General features: G+C 32.5%; 10 protein-coding genes. 3 read left to right on the top strand and 7 right to left on the bottom strand.

Annotation, left to right across the window (positions count from 1 at the left end; all coding sequences use genetic code 11):
- Window positions 1-73: 73 nt before the first annotated feature.
- Window positions 74-793, bottom strand: coding sequence for an epoxyqueuosine reductase QueH (locus tag H3S73_RS12235; RefSeq protein WP_198236752.1), 720 nt, complete (start codon window positions 791-793; stop codon window positions 74-76).
- 404 nt (window positions 794-1,197) lie between these two features.
- Between H3S73_RS12235 and H3S73_RS12240 the strand changes: the two genes are divergently transcribed.
- Both H3S73_RS12240 and H3S73_RS12245 read left to right on the top strand, forming a co-directional pair.
- Complete coding sequence (locus H3S73_RS12240; protein WP_198236751.1) at window positions 1,198-2,610, top strand: EmmdR/YeeO family multidrug/toxin efflux MATE transporter; 1,413 nt, start codon at window positions 1,198-1,200, stop codon at window positions 2,608-2,610.
- A 488-nt stretch (window positions 2,611-3,098) separates the two neighbouring features.
- Window positions 3,099-3,479 (top strand): hypothetical protein, encoded by a 381-nt coding sequence (locus H3S73_RS12245; RefSeq protein WP_198236750.1) that lies wholly within the window; start codon window positions 3,099-3,101, stop codon window positions 3,477-3,479.
- A gap of 166 nt (window positions 3,480-3,645) precedes the next feature.
- Here the strand turns inward: H3S73_RS12245 and H3S73_RS12250 are convergent, their stop codons facing one another.
- The 6 genes from H3S73_RS12250 to H3S73_RS12275 all read right to left on the bottom strand — a co-directional run bounded on the left by H3S73_RS12250 (window position 3,646) and on the right by H3S73_RS12275 (window position 23,653).
- A complete protein-coding gene (locus H3S73_RS12250) occupies window positions 3,646-4,665 on the bottom strand; it encodes an SPFH domain-containing protein (RefSeq protein ID WP_198236781.1) in 1,020 nt (339 codons plus the stop codon).
- Window positions 4,666-4,682: 17 nt separating this feature from the next.
- Window positions 4,683-6,077, bottom strand: a complete 1,395-nt coding sequence (locus H3S73_RS12255; protein ID WP_198236749.1) for a hypothetical protein — start codon at window positions 6,075-6,077, stop codon at window positions 4,683-4,685.
- An 86-nt stretch (window positions 6,078-6,163) separates the two neighbouring features.
- Window positions 6,164-6,829 (bottom strand): 4'-phosphopantetheinyl transferase superfamily protein, encoded by a 666-nt coding sequence (locus H3S73_RS12260; protein ID WP_198236748.1) that lies wholly within the window; start codon window positions 6,827-6,829, stop codon window positions 6,164-6,166.
- Window positions 6,830-6,894: 65 nt separating this feature from the next.
- The gene (locus tag H3S73_RS12265) at window positions 6,895-21,777 is read right to left on the bottom strand and encodes a non-ribosomal peptide synthetase (RefSeq protein WP_198236747.1); all 14,883 of its coding nucleotides are present in this window, start codon (window positions 21,775-21,777) and stop codon (window positions 6,895-6,897) included.
- A gap of 674 nt (window positions 21,778-22,451) precedes the next feature.
- Window positions 22,452-22,976 carry a low molecular weight protein arginine phosphatase gene (locus H3S73_RS12270; protein WP_198236746.1) on the bottom strand — a complete coding sequence of 175 codons (525 nt, stop codon included), beginning with the start codon at window positions 22,974-22,976 and terminating at the stop codon, window positions 22,452-22,454.
- Between the two features lie 332 nt (window positions 22,977-23,308).
- A complete protein-coding gene (locus H3S73_RS12275; RefSeq protein ID WP_198236745.1) occupies window positions 23,309-23,653 on the bottom strand; it encodes a MerR family transcriptional regulator in 345 nt (114 codons plus the stop codon).
- A 76-nt stretch (window positions 23,654-23,729) separates the two neighbouring features.
- Here H3S73_RS12275 and H3S73_RS13880 point away from each other — a divergent pair, with 76 nt between their 5' ends.
- Window positions 23,730-23,852: a hypothetical protein gene (locus H3S73_RS13880; protein ID WP_255519617.1), complete on the top strand. Its 123-nt coding sequence runs from the start codon at window positions 23,730-23,732 to the stop codon at window positions 23,850-23,852.
- Window positions 23,853-23,934: the final 82 nt, after the last annotated feature.

The following is a 23,934-nucleotide window of genomic DNA, read 5'->3' on the forward strand; positions in this document are numbered from 1 at the left end:
AAAAATGTCAGTTTTGTCAAAAAGTTTCAGGTTAAGGCTACGTTTCAGTATAGTTATATCAGTTATTGAAAAATTAAGCTTGTTTTTCTAATCCTTGTTTAGCAATAGCTATCACATTTTTTAAATCGACACCTTGGGCTTTAGCTGCAAAAATACAACCACAATAGCACTGCCGGTATACATCATATTCTTTGCAAAGTTCTATTGAGCGCTTATAACCATTATTTTTTTTAAAATCGGAAGGTAGATAATTAACTGAAAAAATTTCTTGAATTTCAAAACCAAGTTGATTAATTTTTTGACTGTTCTTTTTAGGACTGAGTGTTAACGCACTGGCAAAATAATCGAATCCCAATTCTTGAGCTTTGATTGCAGCTAAATCCAAACGCATTTTATAACAGAGATGGCAACGTTCACCGCCTTCCGGAGCATCACGCAGATGTTCAACTTGTTTAATAAATTCAGCGGGTTGATAAGGTGCTTCTAAAAACTGAACATTGTTGCCTGTCTTTTCATTAAAATCAGCAATAAATTTTTGCTGTACTATACTCCGATATTCATACTCAACACGAGGATGAATATTTGAATTAGCAAAATAGATAGTAATATCTGCATACTGTGCCAAATACTCCAAAACATATGTGCTACAAGGGGCACAGCAGCTATGAATTAATAATTTAGGACGAATGGATCCAGATTGCCAATCGGCAATAACTTCTTTAAGTACCGAGTCATAATTGATTTTATTATGTGGGTTTAATTTTTCGAGAATATCTTTAGCATTAATTAACATAAGGACTCATTTATTATTTTGGTGATCAAAGTCTTTAAAGCTCGCTATAATATAGTTATATAAATCACCATTCAAGAAAAGTATGTGAATTTTTATACTGAAACATATGCGTCTCCTCAAACTTTTTGACAAATTTTTTTATATGGTTTAATTAATACTAAAATTTAACCACGATAAGATAATACTGACTATTGTTTCAGAGCTGAATCAATTTATTTTATCAATAACCTTTTTATTGTCCATTTTTTAATGATACATCAAATTTCGCGATGACTTTAGATGATCAATTTTTTAGTTAACAGTATTATATTAATAAAGTTTATTTTTAATAACATAAGTTCATTTTTATTAAATAAAAGAGTTATAATATCTGCAAAATTTTATGGACAAATTTAGGCTTTAAATTGAATGTTCAATTAGTTGATCGCTTAAAAAAATCACAATTATACCAAAAAAGACATTCAAACAATGTTTTGCTTTGGCGTGAGATTTTCCCCTTAGCCATGCCAATTTTTATTGAAAACCTATCGGTCATATTGATGGGAATTTTCAGTACTTTTCTTGTAAGTTGGATTGGTAGTGCTGAAATGGCTGCCGTCGGTCTGGCGGAAAGCTTTAATATGATTATTATGTCCTTTTTTATGGCTGTCGCACTAGGAACGTCCGTTGTAGTTGCTTTCAGTTTAGGGCGTCACAATCGAAAAAAAGCAGTTTCAGCAGCACGACAATCCATCACTTTACTAATAATAATCTCACTTTTACTTTTTGTTTTTGTAGAGTTTTCAGGCTATTGGATTGTTGAAATCATTGCTGGAAAAGCTGAACCAAAAGTCAAAGAACTCACTTTAACCTTTCTTAAATTAACTGTATTAGGTTATCCTGCATTAGCTTTTATCTTAGTGGGTTGCGGTGCGTTAAGGGGTGCAGGTAATACTAAACTACCAATGTATTTAAACATCATCATGAATATATTGAATTTATCAATAAGTTACGTATTGATTTATGGTGTATTTAATTGGGATGGTTTAGGTTTTATTGGTGCGGGCATTGGTTTAACGGCATCACGTTACTGCGGTATGATATTTATATTAATCGTATTAACTATCAAACCGAGTCGAGCACTATTTATACCATTTAGAAGCTATTTTCACTCGTTCAATGCGAAAATTCTTATTGATATTCTAAGCATTGGTATCCCAGCAAGTGTTGAATCTGTGATGTTTAACATTGGTAAATTATTGACTCAAACTTTTGTAGCCGGTATGGGAACCTCAACCATTGCAGCTAATTTCATTGCCTTTTCGATTGCTGGATTATTGAATTTACCAGGAGGGACATTAGGATCGACATCGACCATTATTGTCGGTAAACGACTTGGAATGGGACAAATCTATCAACCGACCAGACAACTGAAATTTATCTTCCATTTGACCAATATATTATTGTGCTTTTTGGCGTTTCTATCCGTCCCATTTGCGGGTCTATTAAGCTCTATGTATACCGATAATCAAGAGGTTATTCAAATATCTAAACATTTACTTTGGTTAAATGCTTTGTTCACCCCATTTTGGGCATCTTCTTTTGTTTTGCCTTATGGTTTTAAAGGCGCAAAAGATGCCAGCTACACCATGTGGGTAGCTATTGGCAGTATGTGGATGTGCCGAATTGTAGTGGGCTATATTTTTGGTGTATACCTCGGCTTTGGTGTTGTTGGTGTTTGGTTTGGTATGTTTTTAGATTGGATTATTAGAAGTTTATTCTTCTATCAACGATTAATCAGTGGCAAATGGCTGTGGCGTCATAAACAAAGAATTTAGTTGAATAATTTAAACAAAGTAAAAGCAAATCATTGTAGAAATATGAACTAAATGCAACACAATGCAATTCTTTATCAATACATAACATATTGATAAAGAATAGTTTATTTAATGATTCGATTGTTTCAGAAACGATATTCTCTATTTTGTCGGCATAACATATTTATTGAATCCTATAGTTATTATATTACTATAATTATTTAAAATTATTCTTTTAACCATAATATAAATATTCGATTAACAAAGAACAATTAGTATCAAATGATAGTAATCTAATTGGTTAACACGTCAACTTTACCCATCTCTCTCGTTCCACAAATCTATTATTCTCTATTTATTACTATTTTTGATGATAATTTTTCTTACTTGTAACTTCAGTGGTTAATTTTTATAAATTAGATGACAAAATGATGGAAAAAATCCATAAAGATTTACTAATGATAAAAAAGTATTAAAAATCATAATTAGGATAGAAACTTTCGTAAATAATGCGGTTTAAAATTGGGGAGGATTTAATTATCTATGGTGAACGTTATGCGGCACTGACCATTAACTTTAACCATGACAAATATATTTTGTGCTATCGTTACGGGTGGATGAAAGATTCAGGTATCGTTGATGAATATCTGGAGGAAATTACTCAACTCAGTTCATCTGTTTGCCAATTTAAGGTTGATGTTGAACTCAATGGGATTTGCCAATTTTATTATGCAAAACAAGATAATCAATGGATAAAAATAACGCGTAATTTTGCTGCAGGTAAAGGGAAATGGGTGGGTGCCAAAGTTGGTATTTTTGCCTCAACTCAAGCAAAACAACCAACCAACGGCAAGTGTGAATTCGAATATTTCGATATAATAGATAACTAATTGGATAGAAAAAAATTGCTCAATAACATATTGATGAATTGAGCAATTTCTTGATATTGATTAAGTTTAAATGAATAATCACAACTATTCTTAATTTTAACTTATATCTGTTTCGGTAAAATAAACAATTATCAACAAACTTATAAATTTACTGTTACATCATTTTTTAAATCTTTTCAAGCAATTGAGCTTTTTTCGCATTAAACTCCTCTTGCGTTAAAATCCCAGCATCCGCTAGCTCTTTCAATTGTTTTAATTGCTTGATGATTTCTTCATTACTATTTGCTGTATTATTCGCTGTTGAAGCCGTATTAGTATTGTTTAGATCAAACGATTTAGCTAACTCCACACCTGCACCGATTTGTAAACCAGCTCCAGCAAGTCCACCTTCATTTTGTGCTGCATCACGTAGAGCTTTAAGTTTTTCATGTTCAACATAATTCAAGCCAACTTCTTTGGCCGCTAGTGCATCAGTTCTTGAATCGGCAATTCTATTGATTCGATCCAATGTTTCTTGATTAAACGATGTTGCTTCAACTTGAAAATCATCCAAAACAAGACCTAATTTAGTAAAAGGAACTTGAAGATTATCTTTAATTTGTTGAGATAACATAATTAACTGAGAATCTATATTCTGATATGAATAACTTTCAGTCGCTAACTGTGATGAGATGGTAGGTATAATACGTGACATCATCAACTTATTAAGATCCTTTGCTGTATATATTGAATTGGTTCCAACAATTTCTTTGAAAAACAGCCCAGCATGCTCAATTTTGATCGAATAGGTACCATAAGCACCAAGCTCAATTGGAAATTGATACACACTATCAACATACTTAATTGGTGTTGCTGTTCCCCATTTCTGATCAACTAAGCTAGCTAATCGAAAAAAGTAAACATGCAGTTTATTTTCACTTTCAAAACTCTGTAATATTTTCACCAAGTTGGTAATAAATGGATGGTTTGATGTTGAAAGTTCGTAAATCCCTGATTTGATAATTACATCAATTACTTCGCCTTTGTAAACTAAAATACAACCTTGACCAGGATTAATAATGAGTTTACTGGCATTTTTTATTTCGCTTGTTGGAGTTGGAAACTCATAGAATAAGACATCCGGCTCTTGGTTTGTCCATTCTATGACTGTTTTTAATTGTCTTTTAAAAAAATTGCCTAAAGCCATTTAGATTACCTTATATTTTATTTTTCTTGAGTTAATGTTATTTCTTTTGAAATCGTTCCATCGGAACTAATAATTGCATATTTATCACAGTTTTGTTTAGCAATAAAATTATCATTTAAATGAGTGACCTCTTTAATCCTAATCTTATCTTCCGATAGTGTCCACAATACTTTGCCTGTGTTTGTATCAAGTCTTTGGTAATTGTAATGTGAATCAGGGCTCGCACTCGCTTTAGTTTTTATGATTAATGAAGTATCGTCAAAATAAACAATTTCAGGGCTAAAATATAATCTGTTCGGTGTTAAATTTTGATGAGAAACTAATCGATATTTAGAATTTCGATAAAAAGTATTATCAATGTTATAAGCACTTGCCTCATCAGTGAATTTACCAGAACCATCTGTTCTTTCATCGCCCACATCAGCTGAAGTAAAGGTATAATAACTTTTGCCATCAGGGCTGACATAGGTGAATTTAATTAATTTAAAATCTTTATCATATCGTTGAGCAAAGCTAAAAGCCGTATGTTCACTGCTATCATTTACTTGATCAAAGTTCTTAAGTGCCATATAAAAATCGTTATTATCGACATAAGCTTTGTCCTGTATTGGAAAATAATAAATTTTTTGCCCATCATCAGTAAGTATATGGAAAACATGAGCACCTCTTGTACTTTGAGCAGTGGTAATATTAACCGATGCTATACCCGTATTGTATTGAGGGTAATTTTCTAATAATGATGAGGTTACTTCCGTCAAAGTAAGTTTCTTTTTATCAAGTAGGAAAGCGGCTCGTTTTCCTGCTGTTAGATAAGTTTTATCTTGAGTAAAATCATGGGAATCCCATTTTACGTTCCCAAAATTATCCATTTTTAAATCTGCAATTTCACTTTCTTGAACAATTTTATTAGCAAGCAAATCATGAACAACAAAAAAGTATTTACTTTGGCTTGATTGGCTGTATTTTCGTTGAGCAATACTAATAATGAAAGGTTTGTTCTCAACTGCCGTTAATGAACAATAATGATAATTAACTTCTTTGACACTATTTTTTGTCTCAGCAGGTAAGGTTGTATCACTCTTTGTTGATTTTGTTGTATGAGTTACAGGAGGATTTGAATATGAATTATTCGAATAGGATTTTGATTTAAAGAATATTGAAATCAAACTACCGAAAACGATAGCAACAACGATACATGCAACAATAATAATAATTGATTTAATGTTAGCTTCATCAAGATAATTTGTTTGTGTACTATTCTGATTCTGATATTTAACATTTACATTTATATCATCACTATCTAAAAAATATTCGGTATTACAATTTTCACAACGATAATGTTCAGGTTTTATTTCCGTTTTTTCTATACTGCCGCAATTTGGACATTTTATTACTTTAATTTGCTTTGCCATTCCGATTTACTCTAATTGTTATTTTATAAATGTATAATTTTTGCTATTTTATCTATTTTATAATTAAGTGTCACTTTAATAATTAATTACTGCCAAAATTGATCGAGTTGCAATGGAATGACTTGTACATTTTCAACTATTGGATATAAAGAAGCCAACGACAACTTATATTCATTGGCAAAGCTTTGACTATAAACAAACCAACGTGTGTGGTTAATTTCTACAATCTCATCATTATAAAAAGGGAACGGTAACTCAAACGAAGATGGTGAGAGATAGAATCCCTGCCCTTGAGCTTTCATAATTGCTTCTTTTAATGTCCATAATTGAAAGAAGTCAAAATTTGGATTATTAAGTGCTCTTTGGTACTCATTTTCTGTCATAACATCCTTATAATCAATAATATTGATGGGTTTAACATGTTCAATATCAATGCCAACTTCACCATTACTACTGTATACACAAGCAACCCAATCATGAGAATGTGAAATATTAAAATGTCCTTTTATTGAATGAATAAATGGCTTTCGATAAAGACCATAATCAATGATGGGTAAGTGGGATTGTTGAAATTGTTCATGACATTGTAAAGAATAGAGCAACAACATTTTACCAACTAAACTGCGGCATTTATCTTGCTCAAATCTGAATTTCTCAATATCTAACTGCGCGGAGTGGCTAAGTATTTTTTTTTGATCTTGTAGAACAGACCATGATAGGTTATTGATATTCGCTAAATAAATGAAGTTCATTATCTTTACCTAAAAAGTATCCCCTTAAAATAAAGTTTATTTTAAGGGGATAGTTTATATTAAGGTTATAAAATTTGAGCTAAGATCTCTTGTTCATGAGATAAAATTGTGTAGTGATCACAATCTAACTTAACTAATTTTAATTGAGAATTATCCTGCAAATAAGTATCAATATTATTTAATATATATTTTTCAGCTAAATCTCCACCTTGTTCAATCTGTTCAGCTTTAAACAACACAACTTGAGTCTGTTTCAATTGAGCAGATATTGGCTGTATAACGAGCTTGTTATCAATTTTTGCATAAACCTCAATCTGATCGCGTACATGTGCAGGTAGATTTAATCGATCCATAGCATGAGTAATGTTTACTGGATGATTATATTGTTCTAAATCCTGCTCTTTTAATAGCCAAGTGTCCAATAGATAAATTTCAATCTTTTCGATTCCTTGCTGCTCAAGTAGTACTGCGATTTGTAACGCAATGTTGCCACCTAAAGACCAACCAAGTAATTTGATTGGCTGATCTTTGGTTGCAACTTTACTGATATGATCCAGATAATATTGCGCTAATACATTGAGATCCTCAATAGGTTTGTCATGATATAAATTGTAAGAATCTACACCAAAACAGCTGTATTTTGAGGATAACTTATTCGCTAATGATTGATAAACATCACATCCGCCTAATCCAGGGTGAATCATAAAAATCTGTGGTTTTTCATGATCAACTTTTAATTCCACAATAGGATTAAACTGCTGTTTAGCCGTTGAGATTTTTTTCGCTAATTCCCGAATTGTGTTGACACTTAAAATATCAACTAAACGCATTTTAACTTTAAATGCATCATTAATTCGGTTATTAAGCATCATAGCCAAGATACTATTACCACCTAATCGGAAGAAACTATCTTGTATACTAATTTCTTCAGCAGGAATTTTAAGGATATTAGCAAAGATGTCACATAATGTTCTTTCAGCATCATTTTCTGGCGCGACATATTCTACCTTATCGGTAAGCTCTGGTTTTGGTAGAGCTCGACGATTTAACTTACCATTTGAAGTAATTGGTAATTCAGTTAAATATATAAATGCTGACGGAATCATATATCCCGGTAAAGTTTCATTTAAATGAGCTTGTAATAATTGGCTATCAATCTCCTCATTAGCAAGATAATAAGCAACCAAATACTTACTGCCCGAAGCCTGTTCATAAGCGATAACAATGCTATGTTTGATTCCATTATACTGGGTTAATCGAGCTTCAATTTCACCAAGTTCAATTCTGAATCCGCGAATTTTAACTTGGAAGTCATTACGACCTAAATACTCAATATTACCATCAGCTAAAGAACGAACAAGATCGCCAGTTTTATAAATTCGACCGTTGTAATCTTGTGCTTTTTCTACTTCCGTTTGGAACGGATTAGCAATAAAACGTTCATTTGATAATGGAATGTTATTTAGATAACCTCTAGCGACATTATCACCACCGACATACAACTCACCTATTCCGCCAATAGGCACTGGCTGTAATAATTCATTAAGAACATAAGCAGAAGTATTAGCAATAGGTTTACCGATTAATACTTGTGAAATATTCGGATTATTACAATCATAATAAAGTACATCAATGGTTGCTTCTGTTGGTCCATAAAGATTATGTACCTCACAGTTTGGCATCAACACTTGGCATTTTTTCACTTCATAAAGATTAAGTGCTTCACCACTACAGAACAGATATTTTAATCCCTGAACTTTTGGAACCAAATTAGGTTGCGCTTCTAATGTTTCCACAAATGCAACTAACATAGATGGTACAAAATGTAATACAGTGATTTGTTCAGCTTCAATCAACTCTGCAAGATAGACATTATCTTTATAAAGTTCTGAATGAGCAAACACAATACAAGCACCATACCAATTCGCCCAAAATAGCTCCCACACCGAAACATCAAAGGTATAATTTGTTTTTTGTAAAATATGATCCTTTTCAGTAATCGGATATTCGTTATTCATCCAAATAATACGGTTAACCGCACCTTGGTGCTCTAACATTACACCTTTTGGCTTACCGGTCGTACCACTGGTATAAATCACGTAAGCTAAGTTTTTAGGCTGTGCTAATGGCGTTGGGTTAGTTGTTGGATATTTACTTAAGCAATCAATCGTTTGTGAAGATTGCAAGTTCAATGCAACTTGATCCTTAGAAACTAAAGAATTGATCTTTTCGTAACTTAAGTTAGTCGTTAATACAACCTTAGCTTTGGTATCTTCTATCATATAACTGAGACGATCTTCTGGCATATTAGGATCCATTGGTACATAGGCCCCTCCTGCCTTCAAGATAGCTAAGATACTTACCAACATATATTTACAACGTTCAAGACAGATCGCCACCAAATCATCAGGCTGAATATTAAAGTTTTCACGCAAATAATGTGCTAGCTGATTAGCTTGTTCATTAAGCTCTTGATAGGTCAAGCGATCATTTTCATAAACTAAAGCTAGATTATTTGGTGTTTTTAATACTTGTCTTTCAAACAATTGATGCATTGTCACATCGGTTGGATAATCGCAACGCGTCTTATTCCAATCAAAGATCACTTTTTGATAAGTTAAGTTATCAATCAAACGTAAGTCTGTTAGAGTTTGTTGCTGTTGATACATCTTAGTAAATTGCTGCAAGATTGATTCATAAATAGTGATATAGTGGTCAATCGTCTGCGACTTATATAGTTTAGTAGCATAATTGAACAAGCCAGTTATCGCTGGTTTAGAATCATCAAGCATCACGGTCATATCAAACTTAGCAGCTTGATAACTTGCATTGTCATTATAATAACGTTGCAATAAATTATCCTCTTTCCCATCTTCGCCAAATGACTGTACGCCAAACATTACTTGGAAAATAGGATGTCGTGAGGTATCTTTTTCAATCGATAACGCATCAACTAAGCGCTCAAATGGTAAATCCTGATATTGTTGAGCTTGTGTAATTAATTCACTGGTTTGCAAAATGAACATTTTTAGGCTGTCGCTTGGTTCAATACATTTTCTTAATGCTAATGTATTAACAAAGAAGCCTATGGTATTTTCTGTACCCTGATAATGTCTTCCTGCAATTGGTGAACCAATAACAATATCTTTTTGATTGCTAAATGAGCTAAGTAGTAAATAGAAACCACTGAGTAGCACTGAATAAACACTAACATTGAGTTCTTTTGCTAATGAACGTATTTGTTGGCTGACATCATAATCAAGTTCAAACATGACATTTTGACCAGTATAATCAATTTGCTGCGGACGAACATAGTCAGTAGGCAAATTAAGCGGTTCAAAATCAGCTAGTTGATCTTGCCAGAACCGCAATTGCTGATTCAAAATATCACCTTGCAAATACTGCCGTTGCCATAAAGCAAAGTCTTTATATTGCACTTCAACAGGTGGTAAGTTAAGTGCAACCGCTTGATTACTATCACCTAAAGATAAAGCTTCATAGTATTGATATAACTGTCTGAACTCATTAATGAACAGATCAATTGACCAACCATCAAATGCAATATGGTGGATCACAATACTCATATAATTCTCTTGAGCTAATTGATAGCGACAAATCGAGATCGGTAACTCATGAGATAACATGAATACTTTGTATACATGATTATGAATCGCTTTATCTAATTCAGCTTGACTATCACAATAATGATTTTCGATTGCTAACGGTTGTTGTTGCAAACTTATCACTTGTTGGTAGGCAACACCATCTGTGGTATTTTTAATTAATGAACGCAATACTTCATGGCGCTGAACAATTTCTTGTAACGCTTGCTCAACAAACGATATATTAGTCTCTGGCAGAAGTTTAAATACTAATGGTATATTGTAGGCGTTGCTACCTCCTTCATAACAATCAATAAACCATAAACGTTCCTGCGCAAAGGATAATCTCTGTTCTTGTTCATTAGCCACTTGTTGTTTGGTAATTGATTGACGTTTTTGGTGATTACTGTCAATAAATTTCGCAATATCCTGAATGGTACGATAGGTAAAAATATCACCCACACGCACATCACGTTCGAAAGTTTTAGCTATTTTACTTGACAATTTAATAGCTAAAATACTGTTACCACCTAATCTAAAGAAGTCATCGACCACACTAATTGAGTCGATATCCATCCCTAATAGTTCAGCAATATCAGCAACTAACTGTTGTTCAGTCACTGTACTAGGAGCAAGATAACTTTCTTGCATAACAAAATTAGGCATTGGCAATGCTTTACGATCAATTTTACCATTCACATTAACAGGCATAACCGTTAGATGTACAAAGGCTGCTGGAACCATATATTCAGGTAATGTTTGTTCTAAATAGCTGGTTAATTCAGTCTGATCTATGGCTGTATCAGATACATAATAAGCAGCAAGATATTTATTACCTTGATTATTTGTCAGCGCCACAACAAGTACCTGCTTAATTTGAGGATGACTGATTAATCTTGTTTCTATCTCACCTAATTCAATTCTGAAACCGCGGATTTTAACCTGAAAATCATTACGACCAATATATTCAATATGACCGTTTGGTAAATAACGAACCAGATCGCCCGTTTTATAAATTCGAGCATTATAATTTTGCGCTTTTTCCTCACTGGTTTGGAATGGATTTGCGATAAATGACTGATTTGTCAATTCAGGGTTATTTAGATAACCACGACCGACACCCGCACCACCGATATATAATTCACCAATAACACCTGGAGGCACAGGACGCAAATATTCATCAAGAACATACAAAGTAACGTTTTTAATGGCTTGTCCCAAATCTGTATTTAGGTCATCTTTACTATAACGATGAGCCATAGCCCAGACAGTCGTTTCACTTGGTCCATAAACATTAATTAACTTGATACCCTGCTGACAATAACGATTCACTAATTTAGCATTAACAGCTTCCCCACCCACTGTTAAAACAGGGACTGAAAGCAGCTCATCTTGATCAAGTAAAGCTGGTGGGATAAAGGCAAAATCAATGTGTTGATCTTGGGTATATTTTGATAATGCTATAAAGTCTAATCGTTTATCTTCTGACAGAATGTGCAACTGATGACCATTAAGTAAGGCGTTATATATTTCGAAAGCATGCGCATCAAAAATATAATTTGAATACCACAGAACTTTTTTCTGATCTTGTTCATGATGACATGGTTGTAGATCTAGAACGTCTTGCTGAACTGTTGCTAAATTAGCTATTCCATGGTGTTCAATCATCACACCTTTTGGTAGTCCAGTGGTACCACTCGTATAAATAACATACGCCAAATGATGGGCTTGTGTTGAAGTAATCACATTGTGTTTATCAAACTGTGAAAGTTTGTTACCCATTGATGGATCATCAACAGCAATAACTTCTGGTTGCAATTGAGTTTTTAATTGAGTTAATTCTTTAGCATAATGAGCATGAGTTATCACACCTTTCGCTTTAGTATCATTAAGAATTAACTCTACTCGTTCTGCTGGTGTGCTTGGACTAATTGGCACATAAGCAGCCCCAGCTTTGAGCACAGCTAAAATACTTACTATCATATATTGCGATTTATCTAAATATAACGCAATTAAATCATCAGGTTGAATTGATAATTGTGATCGTAAATAATTTGCCAGTTGATTCGCTTGTTCATTCAAACTTTGATAAGTTAAATTTATTCCCTCATAAACAACTGCAATAGAGTCAGGTGTTTTCTGAACTTGCTCTTCAAACAATTGGCTCGCGAGTTTATGATGTTCAAATGAAACAATGTTCTTTTGTTGGTTAACAATTAATTGGTCATACTCTTGCTCAGTTAATAAGTTAAGCTTAGATGCCTCTATAGCTGGATTTTTAGCTAAATGTGTTAAGGTTAATTCTATTCCTTTCAATACACGTTTAATAGCTAAGTCATTAAAGAGTTCTCCAGCATATTTGATTTTAATCGATAGCTTACCAGCAGCCTCGAAGACCACAATTCCGAGAGGATAGTCAAGTTTTTCATGACCGCCTTGGAACACAATTTTTAATTCATCTTCTTCGCTTTCTGATAATGGGTAATTTTCAAATACAAATAATGAATTAAATAGACGTGTACCCGATTTTTGTAATTCAATCAGATTAATATTACTGTTATTATTCACATTATTAATGTGTGATTGTAACATTTTGATGGTTTCAATGACGCTACCATCACTATGCTCTAAAATTACAGGTAATGTGTTAATATAAAGCCCGATAGAATTTTCTATACCGTCAATTGGTAAATTACGACCCGATACCGTCATACCAACAACGGTAGTTTTGCTATTACCAAAAATGCTTAATTGTTGATGCCAACAATATTGAACCAAAGCATTCAATGTAAACTCATTGTTTTTACATAATGATTTTAATTGTTCACATTGTTGGGAACCAATCTCTATCGAAATTTCTTGTGGATCTTCAACGTATTTTTGGTCAGCTAAGTTAATATGTCTTAAATCCGCTTTAAGTAAGCTCTCTAGATTTTCAGGTTCAAGTTCAACATTAAGGTATTGTTTCCAGAATGATGCTGTCTCATTGGTTTTACTTTGTAAGTAAGATTGTGCAGCTAAATAACTGCTATCTTCTTGGATAGTAATCTCTTTTTGATGTAATAGAGCTAAATAATTTTGATGCACATCATTTAGTAAGACAGGTAAACTCCAACCATCTAAAATAGCATGATGATTATTAAATAAACATCGGTAATTCTCATCAGAACATTTAATTAAGGTCACTCTAAATAGTTGGCCTTTCATTAAATCATAACCGATTTGTTCATCTTGTTTAATCAATTTATTCATGCTGACTTGTTGTTGCTCTTGAGTTTGATTGCTAAGATCAACAAATTGCCACGCAAAATCAGATTGTTTATCAATAATCTGTACCAGTTCTTCTACCCATGAAAAACGTAATCGTAATGAAGGGAATTTTTGCTGCGTAAGATGCCATGCTTGTTCAAGCAAATTAATATTCAGTGAATTATGATAATCCCAAATCATCTGAATTCGATAAGCATTATCTGAATCTCCCTGCGAAACAGCATGATATATAAACCCTTGCTGTAAACTATTTGCAGGATAAATTGCTTCTATTTCTTTATCGCTCTGTAATGAATTAAGCAGTGTTGGAGAGATCACGTTATTAATGTCAGATTGTGTCAAATAGCTACGTTCAATCAGTACTAATTGATCAATGAGCTCATTAAGCTGTTGAATAAAGGACGTAACTAAAGCTTCACCGTGTACATTATTGACGTATCCTGTAATAGCAAATTGTAATTGATCATCCAAAATACCACCATTAACGGATAAAAAGTCAGTCATGCGATTATTAGAAGACATTGCTAAACCGCTATCTTCATCACTAAATCGCCATTTATTAGCTTTTTCAGTACTATCAAATTGACCTAAATAGTTGAAGCTAATCGCTGGTAAAGCTTGTGTAATATAACCTACCAAATAGCCATAACCTACACCATGGTTAGGTATTTGTCTTAAGGTATCTTTAATCATGGCAACATTATTAATAACATTATGGTTATTCACCATTAGTTTAACTGGATACATACTGGTAAACCAACCAACCGTGTTATTAATATCCATTTCAGTGTAAAGATCTTCTCGTCCATGACCTTCTAATAAAATATAATGATCATTACCACTGAATACCAATTTTAACGCTTGTGCGAGTGCTGTTAATAAAATATCGTTAATTTCAGTTCCATATACCTTATTAACCTGACTAAGTAAACGAGATGTTTGCGTCTTAGACAGCTGCATTTTGGCTTGATATAGCGTATCAACACGATGTTGATCAAGATGATTATGATACTGATTAATATCAGCCAATATAGTTTGCCAATAAGCAGGTTCTTGCTCATTAGCAATGAGCGTTGGATATTGCTGTTGTTTATTGACCCATTGACGATAACTACTACCTTTTTCACCTAGAATATGTTTCACATTGATATTGGCATCAACAGATGATTGTTGGCTTAAATACTGATAAATCGCTTCTAGATCATCTTTAATGATACGCCAACTTACTGCATCAATATTTAAATGATGCGCAGCAACATGGATACGAGCAGAATTATCATCAAAACCAGTTAAATAACCAAAATGACATAATGCCCCTTGATTAAAGGTAAAATGACTTTGCCAATTGGTCAATAATTGGTGAATCTTATCTTGTGACCAACCAGAGATATTTTGAGTAGAAAATGGCAATCTCTCAGGCAGTGATTGATAAGTTGCCACTGAATCATGATAATTAACTCGTAACATATCATGATATTCAAGCAATTTTTGTACACTTAGTTTGAGTAAATCAACATCAAGCATTGGAACTTTAAGCAAGAATGCTTGATTCCAATGGTGATAGTCTGGGAATCGGTCAACTGCAACTTCTTTAAAGAACCACTGTTGAATAGGAGAAATTTCAAGAGTTCCTGTTAACATACCTTGTTCGGTTTCCACACTGATTTTTTCTTCATGACGATTATTAATCACATGATTGCTTAAAGCTTCTACCGTTCTTAAATTAAAAATATCTTTAATTGATAGATAATAATTAAGAGCCTGTTTAATTCGGTTGGTAAGTTGAATACTGCTAATACTGTCCCCACCGAGTTTGAAGAAATCATCATGAATACTGATTTCATTGGCTTGTAAACCAAGTATATTTGCAAAGGTTTGACAGAAAATAGCCTCTGTTTCATTTGTTGGACCGACATAGTTTTGCTCATCAAGAAGTTGTGGTGTTGGCAACGCTTTACGATCCAATTTACCATTCATGTTCATTGGCATAGCGTCAAGATGAACAAAGGCAGCCGGAATCATATATTCAGGAAGAGATTGTTGTAAATAACCAACGAGTTGTTCTTGGCTCAATGATTGTTTAGCCACATAATAAGCAGCAATATATTTAGCACCAGCACTATTTTTCAAAGCTAGTACTGCAGCTTGCTGAATATCAGGATGGTTGACTAAACAAGTTTCAATTTCTGCAAGTTCAATTCTAAATCCTCGAATTTTAACTTGGAAATCATTACGACCAATATAATCAATATTGCCATCCGCTAAATAACGCACTAAATCGCCAGTTTTATAGATTCGCGCATTATAATTTTGCGCCTTTTCGACAACAGTTTGGAATGGATTTTGGATAAATACTTTATCTGTCAGTTCAGGTTTATGTAAATAACCACGGCCAACACCATCACCACCTACATAAAGTTCACCAATTGCCCCCTCAGGTACAGGACGACGTTGTTCATCTAAAATATACAGCGATACATTTGTCAATGCTTTACCGATTGGTACACTGTAAGTAAATGGTTCTTGTGCTAAGTTAGTTAAATAAGAAACAGTAAATACAGTGGTTTCAGTTGGGCCATAAGCATTAACCACATTGACATGCGGATAAAGTTGATGGCACTTATTAACATGATATGCGGATAAAGCTTCACCACCAACGAATATGTAATTTAATAATTTTAAATTAGCAACTTCATTATCGACTAATGCATTGAAGAAGGTGGTTGTACAACAGAAATTAGTGATTTTTTTATCACCAATTAACTTGTTAAACTGCTCTAAATCTAAAAATGTCTCTTTTTCAACAATAACCAGTGTCACACCATTAAGTAAAGGGGTGTAGAGATCGTAAACAGAACCGTCAAATTGATAACCAGAGATGCTTAGTAAACGATCGTTAGAGTTGATTTTGACATAATTAGCATTAACAATAAAGTTATTAAGATTTTGATGTTCAATCAGCGTTCCTTTTGGATTGCCCGTTGTTCCACTCGTATAGATAACATAAACTAAATCATGCGGTTTCACTTTAATTAAAAGATTATCTTTCGCATAATGTTTTAGATTATCGACAAAATCAGCTTGATCAACAGCGAGTATGGATACATTAGGGGCTAAATTAGTTACCTTCTCACAATGATTTTCGGTTGTAAGAACGGCTTTAACTTGAGCATCTTGCATTATGAATTCGTTACGTGTATCTGGAGCATTAGGATCCATTGGAACATAAGCTCCACCAGCTTTCAAAATAGCTAAGTAGCAGATCAAGATATATTGTGAACGATCAAGATAAAGACCAATCAAATCGTTAGGTTTTATATCAAAGTGTTCTTTCAAGTAACGCGCTAACTGATTGGCCTGCTCATTAATTTGTTGATAAGTTAGTTCAGTATTTTGGAAAATGACTGCAATATGATCAGGTACTTGCTGGACTTTTTCTTCAAACAGTTCTGCAATAGACTTGTCTCTTGCATAAGATTGAAACGGTTTATTTTTATCAAAGATCAGTTTATTGAAAGTAGCCGCATCGACTAAACGCATTTCAGTTAACGATTGTTCTGACTCACACATTTGAGCAAACTGTTCTAAAATAGTTTGATAAATAGTGATGTAGTGCTCAATGGTTTCTTGTCGGTACAGTTTGCAAGCATAATTAAATAAACCAGTAATAGCTGATTTAGAGTCATCAAGCATTACCGTCATATCAAACTTAGCAGATTGATAATTGACAGTTTCACTTTGATATAAAGATAATAGCTCTTCAGTTTTACCATTATGTATTGCTGACCCAAATGATTGTACGCCAAACATTACTTGGAATATTGGGTGCCGTGAAGAATCTTTCTCAATCGCTAATGCATCAACTAATCGCTCAAATGGCAAATCTTGATATTGTTGAGCTTGAGTAACTAATTCACTGGTTTGTAAAATGAATGATTTTAAACTATCTTTCGGATCAATACATTTACGTAATGCGATAGTATTAACAAAAAATCCTATAGTATTTTCAATACCTGAATAATTTCTACCCGCAATTGGAGAACCAACAACCACATCTTTTTGATTGCTAAAAGTACCTAATAATAAATAGAAACCACTCAATAATACTGAATAGACACTCACATTGAGTTCATTAGCTAATGAACGGATTTGTTGACTTATTTGTTCATTAATTTCAAAAGGAATATCATGACCTGTATAATCAATTTCCCTTGGACGCGGATAATCTGTAGGCAAATTAAGTTGTTCAAAATCTTCTAACTGCCCTTTCCAGAAATTTAATTGATTATTTAAAAAATCACCTTTTAAAAGATTACGTTGCCATAAAGCAAAATCTTTATATTGAACTTCGACTGCTGGTAAACGTAATGTTTCAGCATATTGGTTATCTCCTTGAGATAGAGCTGTAACATAATGATAAAGATTGACTAACTCGTCCAAAAAGATATCTGTTGACCAACCATCAAATGCAATATGATGAATGACAATGCTTAAGTAACTGTCACCAGCAAATTCATAACAGCAAACATAAATCGGTAATTCTTCGGATAAAATAAATGTTCTATGCAGATCCTCATAAATTGCAGCTTCAAGTTCTGCTTTGCTTGAACATTTTTGTTTATTAACCTTCCATGGGAATTGTTGTAAATCAATAATTTGTTGATAACCAATTCCTTGTGCATTGGTTTTAATTAATGAACGTAAAACTTCATGTCGTTCAATAATTGCGTATATTGCTTTTTCAAGTAGATTAATATCTGTAGTGCTTGTTAGTTTAAATACCAATGGAACATTATAAGCATTACTACCACCTTCATAAGAATCGATAAACCATAGACGCTCTTGTGCAAAGGACAATAATTGTTGTTCAATATGATCAACAGGCATTACACTAATTGACTGTCTTTTTTCCTGATTCTTATCAATAAATTGAGCTATTTTTTGTGCAGTACGGAAAGTGAAAATATCAGCCACTCGAATAGAACGGTCAAATTCTCGAGTCAGCTTACTTGATAATTTGATAGCTAAAATACTATTACCACCTAAACGGAAGAAATCATCAGTAACACTGATAGCATTCGCTTCAAATCCTAATAAAGTGGCTATTGCCTCTACGATTTTATGCTCAGAAGTTGAGCTAGGTGCTACATAGCTAGTTTGGGTCAGTAAGACTGGTTTTGGTAGTGCTCTTTGATCAATTTTACCATTAATCGTCACAGGCATAACGAATAAATGAACAAATGTTGAAGGAACCATATAATCTGGTAACAGATTGATTAAATACGCAGCCAATTCTGCTGAATCAAGTTCATTATCCGCAACATAATATGCAGCTAAATATTTATAACCACTTTGATTATTGAGTGCTAATACTGTGGCTTGTTTAATCTGTGGGTGCATCATTAATTGCGATTCGATCTCACCAAGCTCTATACGGAACCCACGGATTTTTACTTGGAAATCATTACGACCAATATATTCAATATTACCATCAGGCAACAAACGGACTAAATCACCTGTTTTATAGATACGATCATTGTAATTTTGCTTTCGTTCATCTTCTGTTTGGAATGGATTTTTAATGAACACTTTATTGGTCATCTCAACATTGTTCAGATAACCACGAGCTACCCCAGCACCACCGATATAAAGCTCACCAATACAGCCAATAGGCAATGGGCGTCGTTGTGGATTCAATACATATACCGATGTATTAGGTAATGGTACACCAATAGGAACATTGTTACCAAAAGAGGTTTGACTTTGATTTGTTAAATAAGTCGTAGCAAGCGTTGTTGTTTCTGTCGGACCATAAGCATTTACGAGGTTAACATTCGGGTATAATTTAAGGAATTTATTTACGTGAACGGCTGATAAGGCTTCCCCTCCAGCTAGAATATAGCGCAATTTTGCTAAATTAGGCAGCTGAGCATCAACTAACGTATTGAAAAATGTTGATATAGCAAGGAAGTTGGTAATATGATATTGCTCAATCAACTGATTAAATTTATCCAAATCTAAAAGATTTTCTTTAGCAGTAATAACAACTCCAGCACCATTTAGTAAAGCACTGAATATTTCATAAATCGATGCATCAAAATGATATCCTGCAATACATACTATGCGATCTGACTCATCAACCTCGACATAATTAGCATCAACAATTAAGCGATTAACACTGTGTTGTTCAATTAATGTTCCTTTCGGATTGCCTGTTGTTCCACTAGTATAAATAACATAAGCTAAATCATTAGGTTTAGTTTCGATAATCGTATTATCGGTTGAATAATTTTGTAAGGTTGCAGTAAAAGATGGATCATCAACCGGAATACTTTCAACGGCTGGCATTAGCACATTCAATTTATCGACATAATGAGAATGTGTAATAACTGCACGAATATTGGCATCCTCTAAAATATATTTATTGCGCTCGTCAGGTGCTGTAGGATCGATCGGAACATAAGCGGCTCCAGATTTAAGTACAGCTAAAATAGCAACAATAATTTGCTCGGTACGATCTAAATAAAGACCAACTAAATCATTTGGCTTAATAGAAAAATGATCTTGAAGATAATGAGCAAATTGGTTAGCTTTGTTGTTCAATTCAGAGTAAGACATCTCAATTTGTTCAAAAAGCACAGCGGTATTGTTTGGTGTTTTTTGACATTGTTCTTCAAATAACTGTGCAATTATTTTATCACTCTTATAAGGTTGTTGAGTCTGATTTATATCATGAATTAAAAATTTTAAATCATCTTGATTCAGTAACTCAATATCATTTACTAAAATATCGGCTTGATCATTGCTTAAATAGTTAAGTAATTTTATAAACAGTCTTTGATAGAACATCACAAGTTGTTCAACTAGTTGTTTATCTAATTGCTGTTCACTAAATTTAACACGATAGTTAATACGGTTATTATGTTCTTCTTGTTCAAACACCAATTTATTAGATAAATCTATTTGAAATTCATGATTAACCCCTTCATCAATCATCCCATTGAGATTCATTTTATGGTCTCGAACAAAGGTTTGCACAAACGCTACATCCAGAATATTAGGATTTTCAGCAAATTGCATAATATCGTAAACTGGTAAGTATTTAGCACCTGTTTGTTTAACCTTTTTATAATGAGCCAGAATATTTTGAATAACAGATTCTAAGGTTGAATTTTCTTCAAAATGGTAAACAACAGGTAATGTATTAATATGAGCGCCGTAGATTAATTCTTTACCTTCATTAAAAGCAATGGGATAAACAAGAGGAATGGCGCTTTGAGATGTCATTTTGTTTAATAACAAAGCCATTACCAATTGACCGAATAAATAAGGTGTTATCTTATGTTTACGTCGTATTACTTTAACTTGATTATAAATATTTTCGTCATAGCTAAAAGTAAATTCACTAATATAAGGCTTAAATTGGTTTAATTGCTTTGGTTTTTCGGTTGATAACTTTAAGAAAGTAAAATCGATATTTTTAACATCTTGTAACTCTTCTTTCCAGAAATCTTCCATCTGCTGTTTTTGCGTTGTTAGAATTTCATGATACGAATCATTAAGTTTTTCATGCATTTGAGCTTGTACTTCATAAGATGGTAGCTCATAAGGTATATCATTATAGTATTGACTTAGTTTATCCCAAAACTCCTGAGTACTTACTCCATCAACTAAAATATGATGGAATACTAAAATACTTCGATATTGTTTATGACCGACTTTTATAATATGGAATCGTGCAGGAATATCTTTCTCTAAATCAAAAGGCTCCGAAACTATTTTACTGATATCTTCGTTACTTAAGGGTTGATCATGATAGACTAAGAGCGTTTTTAAATTCTCTTCGGTAATTGATTCTCTTTTTTTCCAAAAAATACCATCATCCTGATTTACAATGAAACTGCGAAAAACAAAATGCTCATTAATAATATTCTTGAAACTGTCAAAAAGTTTTTCTTTATTAAGCTCTCCAGAGATCATATTATCAGATACAATGTTGTAATCGCTTCTTGATGGGTTGGCTAGCCATTCATAATAAAATATTGATTGATAAGGAGTGAGTTTTATTTCTTTCATTTTTTTGCCTGTAAAATTGTATTAACTTTATTAATTTATAATCATTATGTATTTCTACTTTTTTTATTCTATAAAACAAGCTTTCATGTTTTTTATAAAAGCTTAGTAAATAATGCTTTTAATTTATTCATTCTTTACAATTGACAATATTATATAGATTATTTGTTCATGTAAACTGTTTAAGTAAAATTTAAATTAACTTTATGATATTAATCACATTTTATTCATTTGGTTATATGTAGAGGGATTTTTTTAGTAGGCCCCAAAAATGGAGTATTTTTGACAAAATAAAATATTTTAAAAAAAATCAAAAGTTTACAAAACATTATTAAAATTTACAAATCTTAAAATTTCTTTACAATAATTTTTTGATAGACAAATATTGGTGACTTTGATGAAACTTTAATCTATCCTAAAAGGTCATGTATAATAATTACCATGTTAGTTATTTTAATTAGCCATATTTTTTACTTTTTTTTGATAAATAGCAAAAATTAGATTAAAACAAATTTTTTGTATTATTGATCTATAATTTTTTAAATTAACAAAGTCACGTAAACTAATTTTCCTTAATTCTATTAAATTGTTTTAATAACACCCAAAGATTTAATTTCCATACTTATTAAGTAAAAAATCTCTGGGTATTTATAAACTGACTAAACTAAATTTATGAATTATTCCTCTTTTGCAATTTTATCAAGCGCTAATGGTAAAAATTTATCTAATTGATTTTCAACCTTGATATAAGTAGCTATTGGCATTTTATAAGGATCAGAAAGATCTTCATTTTTACCTGTTGCAAATTCAGCCAATGTATATACTTTACCTTCAGCTTCTGGGTATTTGCTTAAAATACGATCTTTATGGTTTTGTGTCATTGTTAATAAATAATCTGATGAATCAATATCTTCTTTGACTAATTGAGTCGCTTTGTGCGAAGAGATATCAATGTTTCTATCTTTTAATATTTTAACGGTGCCTTCTTCGGGATTGATTTCATTAGGATCAACATTCACACCACGTGATTGAACTGAGATATTTAAATTATGTTTTTTCACATAATCTTTAGCTAAAGCTTCTGCCATGGGGCTACGTCCAGTATTACCGGTGCAAACAAACATGACAACACGATCAAGCGAAAAACAAGAAGCACTAAACAGCACCAATAAACCGATTAAATATTTTTTAAGATTAAACATCAAATTGCCTTCATAATTAACTATTTATTAAATTTAATGATATCAAAGATAGATCTAAAAGCTAATTAATTTTACTTTTAAGTCTTCAAATGTATGAACCTATTACATCCAAAAACCTTATTGAATAAGACTTTTCAAAAAATACTACTTATCTTTTAAAATTAACGTTGAGAATGATCATTGATCCATATAATCTTATTTGAAAGTAAAAAATTAGTTAGATTTTTTGTAAATGTAATATTTTCTTTTGTTATAAGTATCAATAATGTAATTACCTACTTTATTTTAGCATTTTGCTATTAAGAACCTATTCAGGCGGTTAAAAATAAATCTTAATTTTCATCTAACAAGGTTAATAAACGATTACGGCTTTGCTGTAAAAGTTGAATTTGTGCATCTAGTTTTAACAAAGTTTCATTCAACCCCATTTTGAATTCTTCACAGGGAGAAAATTTTTTTCTCTGATTTTGCCAACAAGGGAGGATCTTACGAATCACTTTTAATGTTAATCCTGCATTATTTAACTTATGAATTAGTTTAACTCTTTCAATGTCCTCTATTTCAAACTGACGATAACCTGAAACTGTGCGTTTTGGTGAAAGCAGTCCTTCTTCTTCATAATATCTAAGCATTCTAACACTGATCTGACTTAATTTTGATAATTCACCAATTTTCATATCACTTCCTATTGACTCTTACAGCAATGTCATTGCTTTATCATATGATTAGATTATTTTTAAACGGAGGTATTAAATGATTAAATTAATAACACTAGTTAAACGCAAAAAGACATTAAGTTATCAAGAATTTGATAATTATTGGCGTAACCATCATGCAATTTTAGTTAATTCACAAAAAGAAGCACTAGGAATTTGAAGTGACCCCATAAAGTTGGACACTTTTATTAAGCGGCTTGTAAGGCCTGATTTCGATATTCAACTGGAGTCAGGCCTTTTAA

Origin of the sequence: Gilliamella sp. B14384G12, assembly GCF_016101825.1 — a bacterium.
GTDB classification, from domain to species: Bacteria; Pseudomonadota; Gammaproteobacteria; order Enterobacterales; family Orbaceae; genus Gilliamella; species Gilliamella apicola_N.

Excerpts from the sequence above, each read along its gene's own strand:
- H3S73_RS12275 (WP_198236745.1), bottom strand. The coding sequence starts at position 23,653 with ATGAAAATTGGTGAATTATCAAAATTAAGTCAGATCAGTGTTAGAATG.
- H3S73_RS12245 (WP_198236750.1), top strand. The coding sequence starts at position 3,099 with ATGCGGTTTAAAATTGGGGAGGATTTAATTATCTATGGTGAACGTTAT.
- H3S73_RS12235 (WP_198236752.1), bottom strand. The coding sequence starts at position 793 with ATGTTAATTAATGCTAAAGATATTCTCGAAAAATTAAACCCACATAAT.
- H3S73_RS12265 (WP_198236747.1), bottom strand. The coding sequence starts at position 21,777 with ATGAAAGAAATAAAACTCACTCCTTATCAATCAATATTTTATTATGAA.
- H3S73_RS12270 (WP_198236746.1), bottom strand. The coding sequence starts at position 22,976 with ATGTTTAATCTTAAAAAATATTTAATCGGTTTATTGGTGCTGTTTAGT.
- H3S73_RS12255 (WP_198236749.1), bottom strand. The coding sequence starts at position 6,077 with ATGGCAAAGCAAATTAAAGTAATAAAATGTCCAAATTGCGGCAGTATA.
- H3S73_RS13880 (WP_255519617.1), top strand. The coding sequence starts at position 23,730 with ATGATTAAATTAATAACACTAGTTAAACGCAAAAAGACATTAAGTTAT.
- H3S73_RS12250 (WP_198236781.1), bottom strand. The coding sequence starts at position 4,665 with ATGGCTTTAGGCAATTTTTTTAAAAGACAATTAAAAACAGTCATAGAA.
- H3S73_RS12260 (WP_198236748.1), bottom strand. The coding sequence starts at position 6,829 with ATGAACTTCATTTATTTAGCGAATATCAATAACCTATCATGGTCTGTT.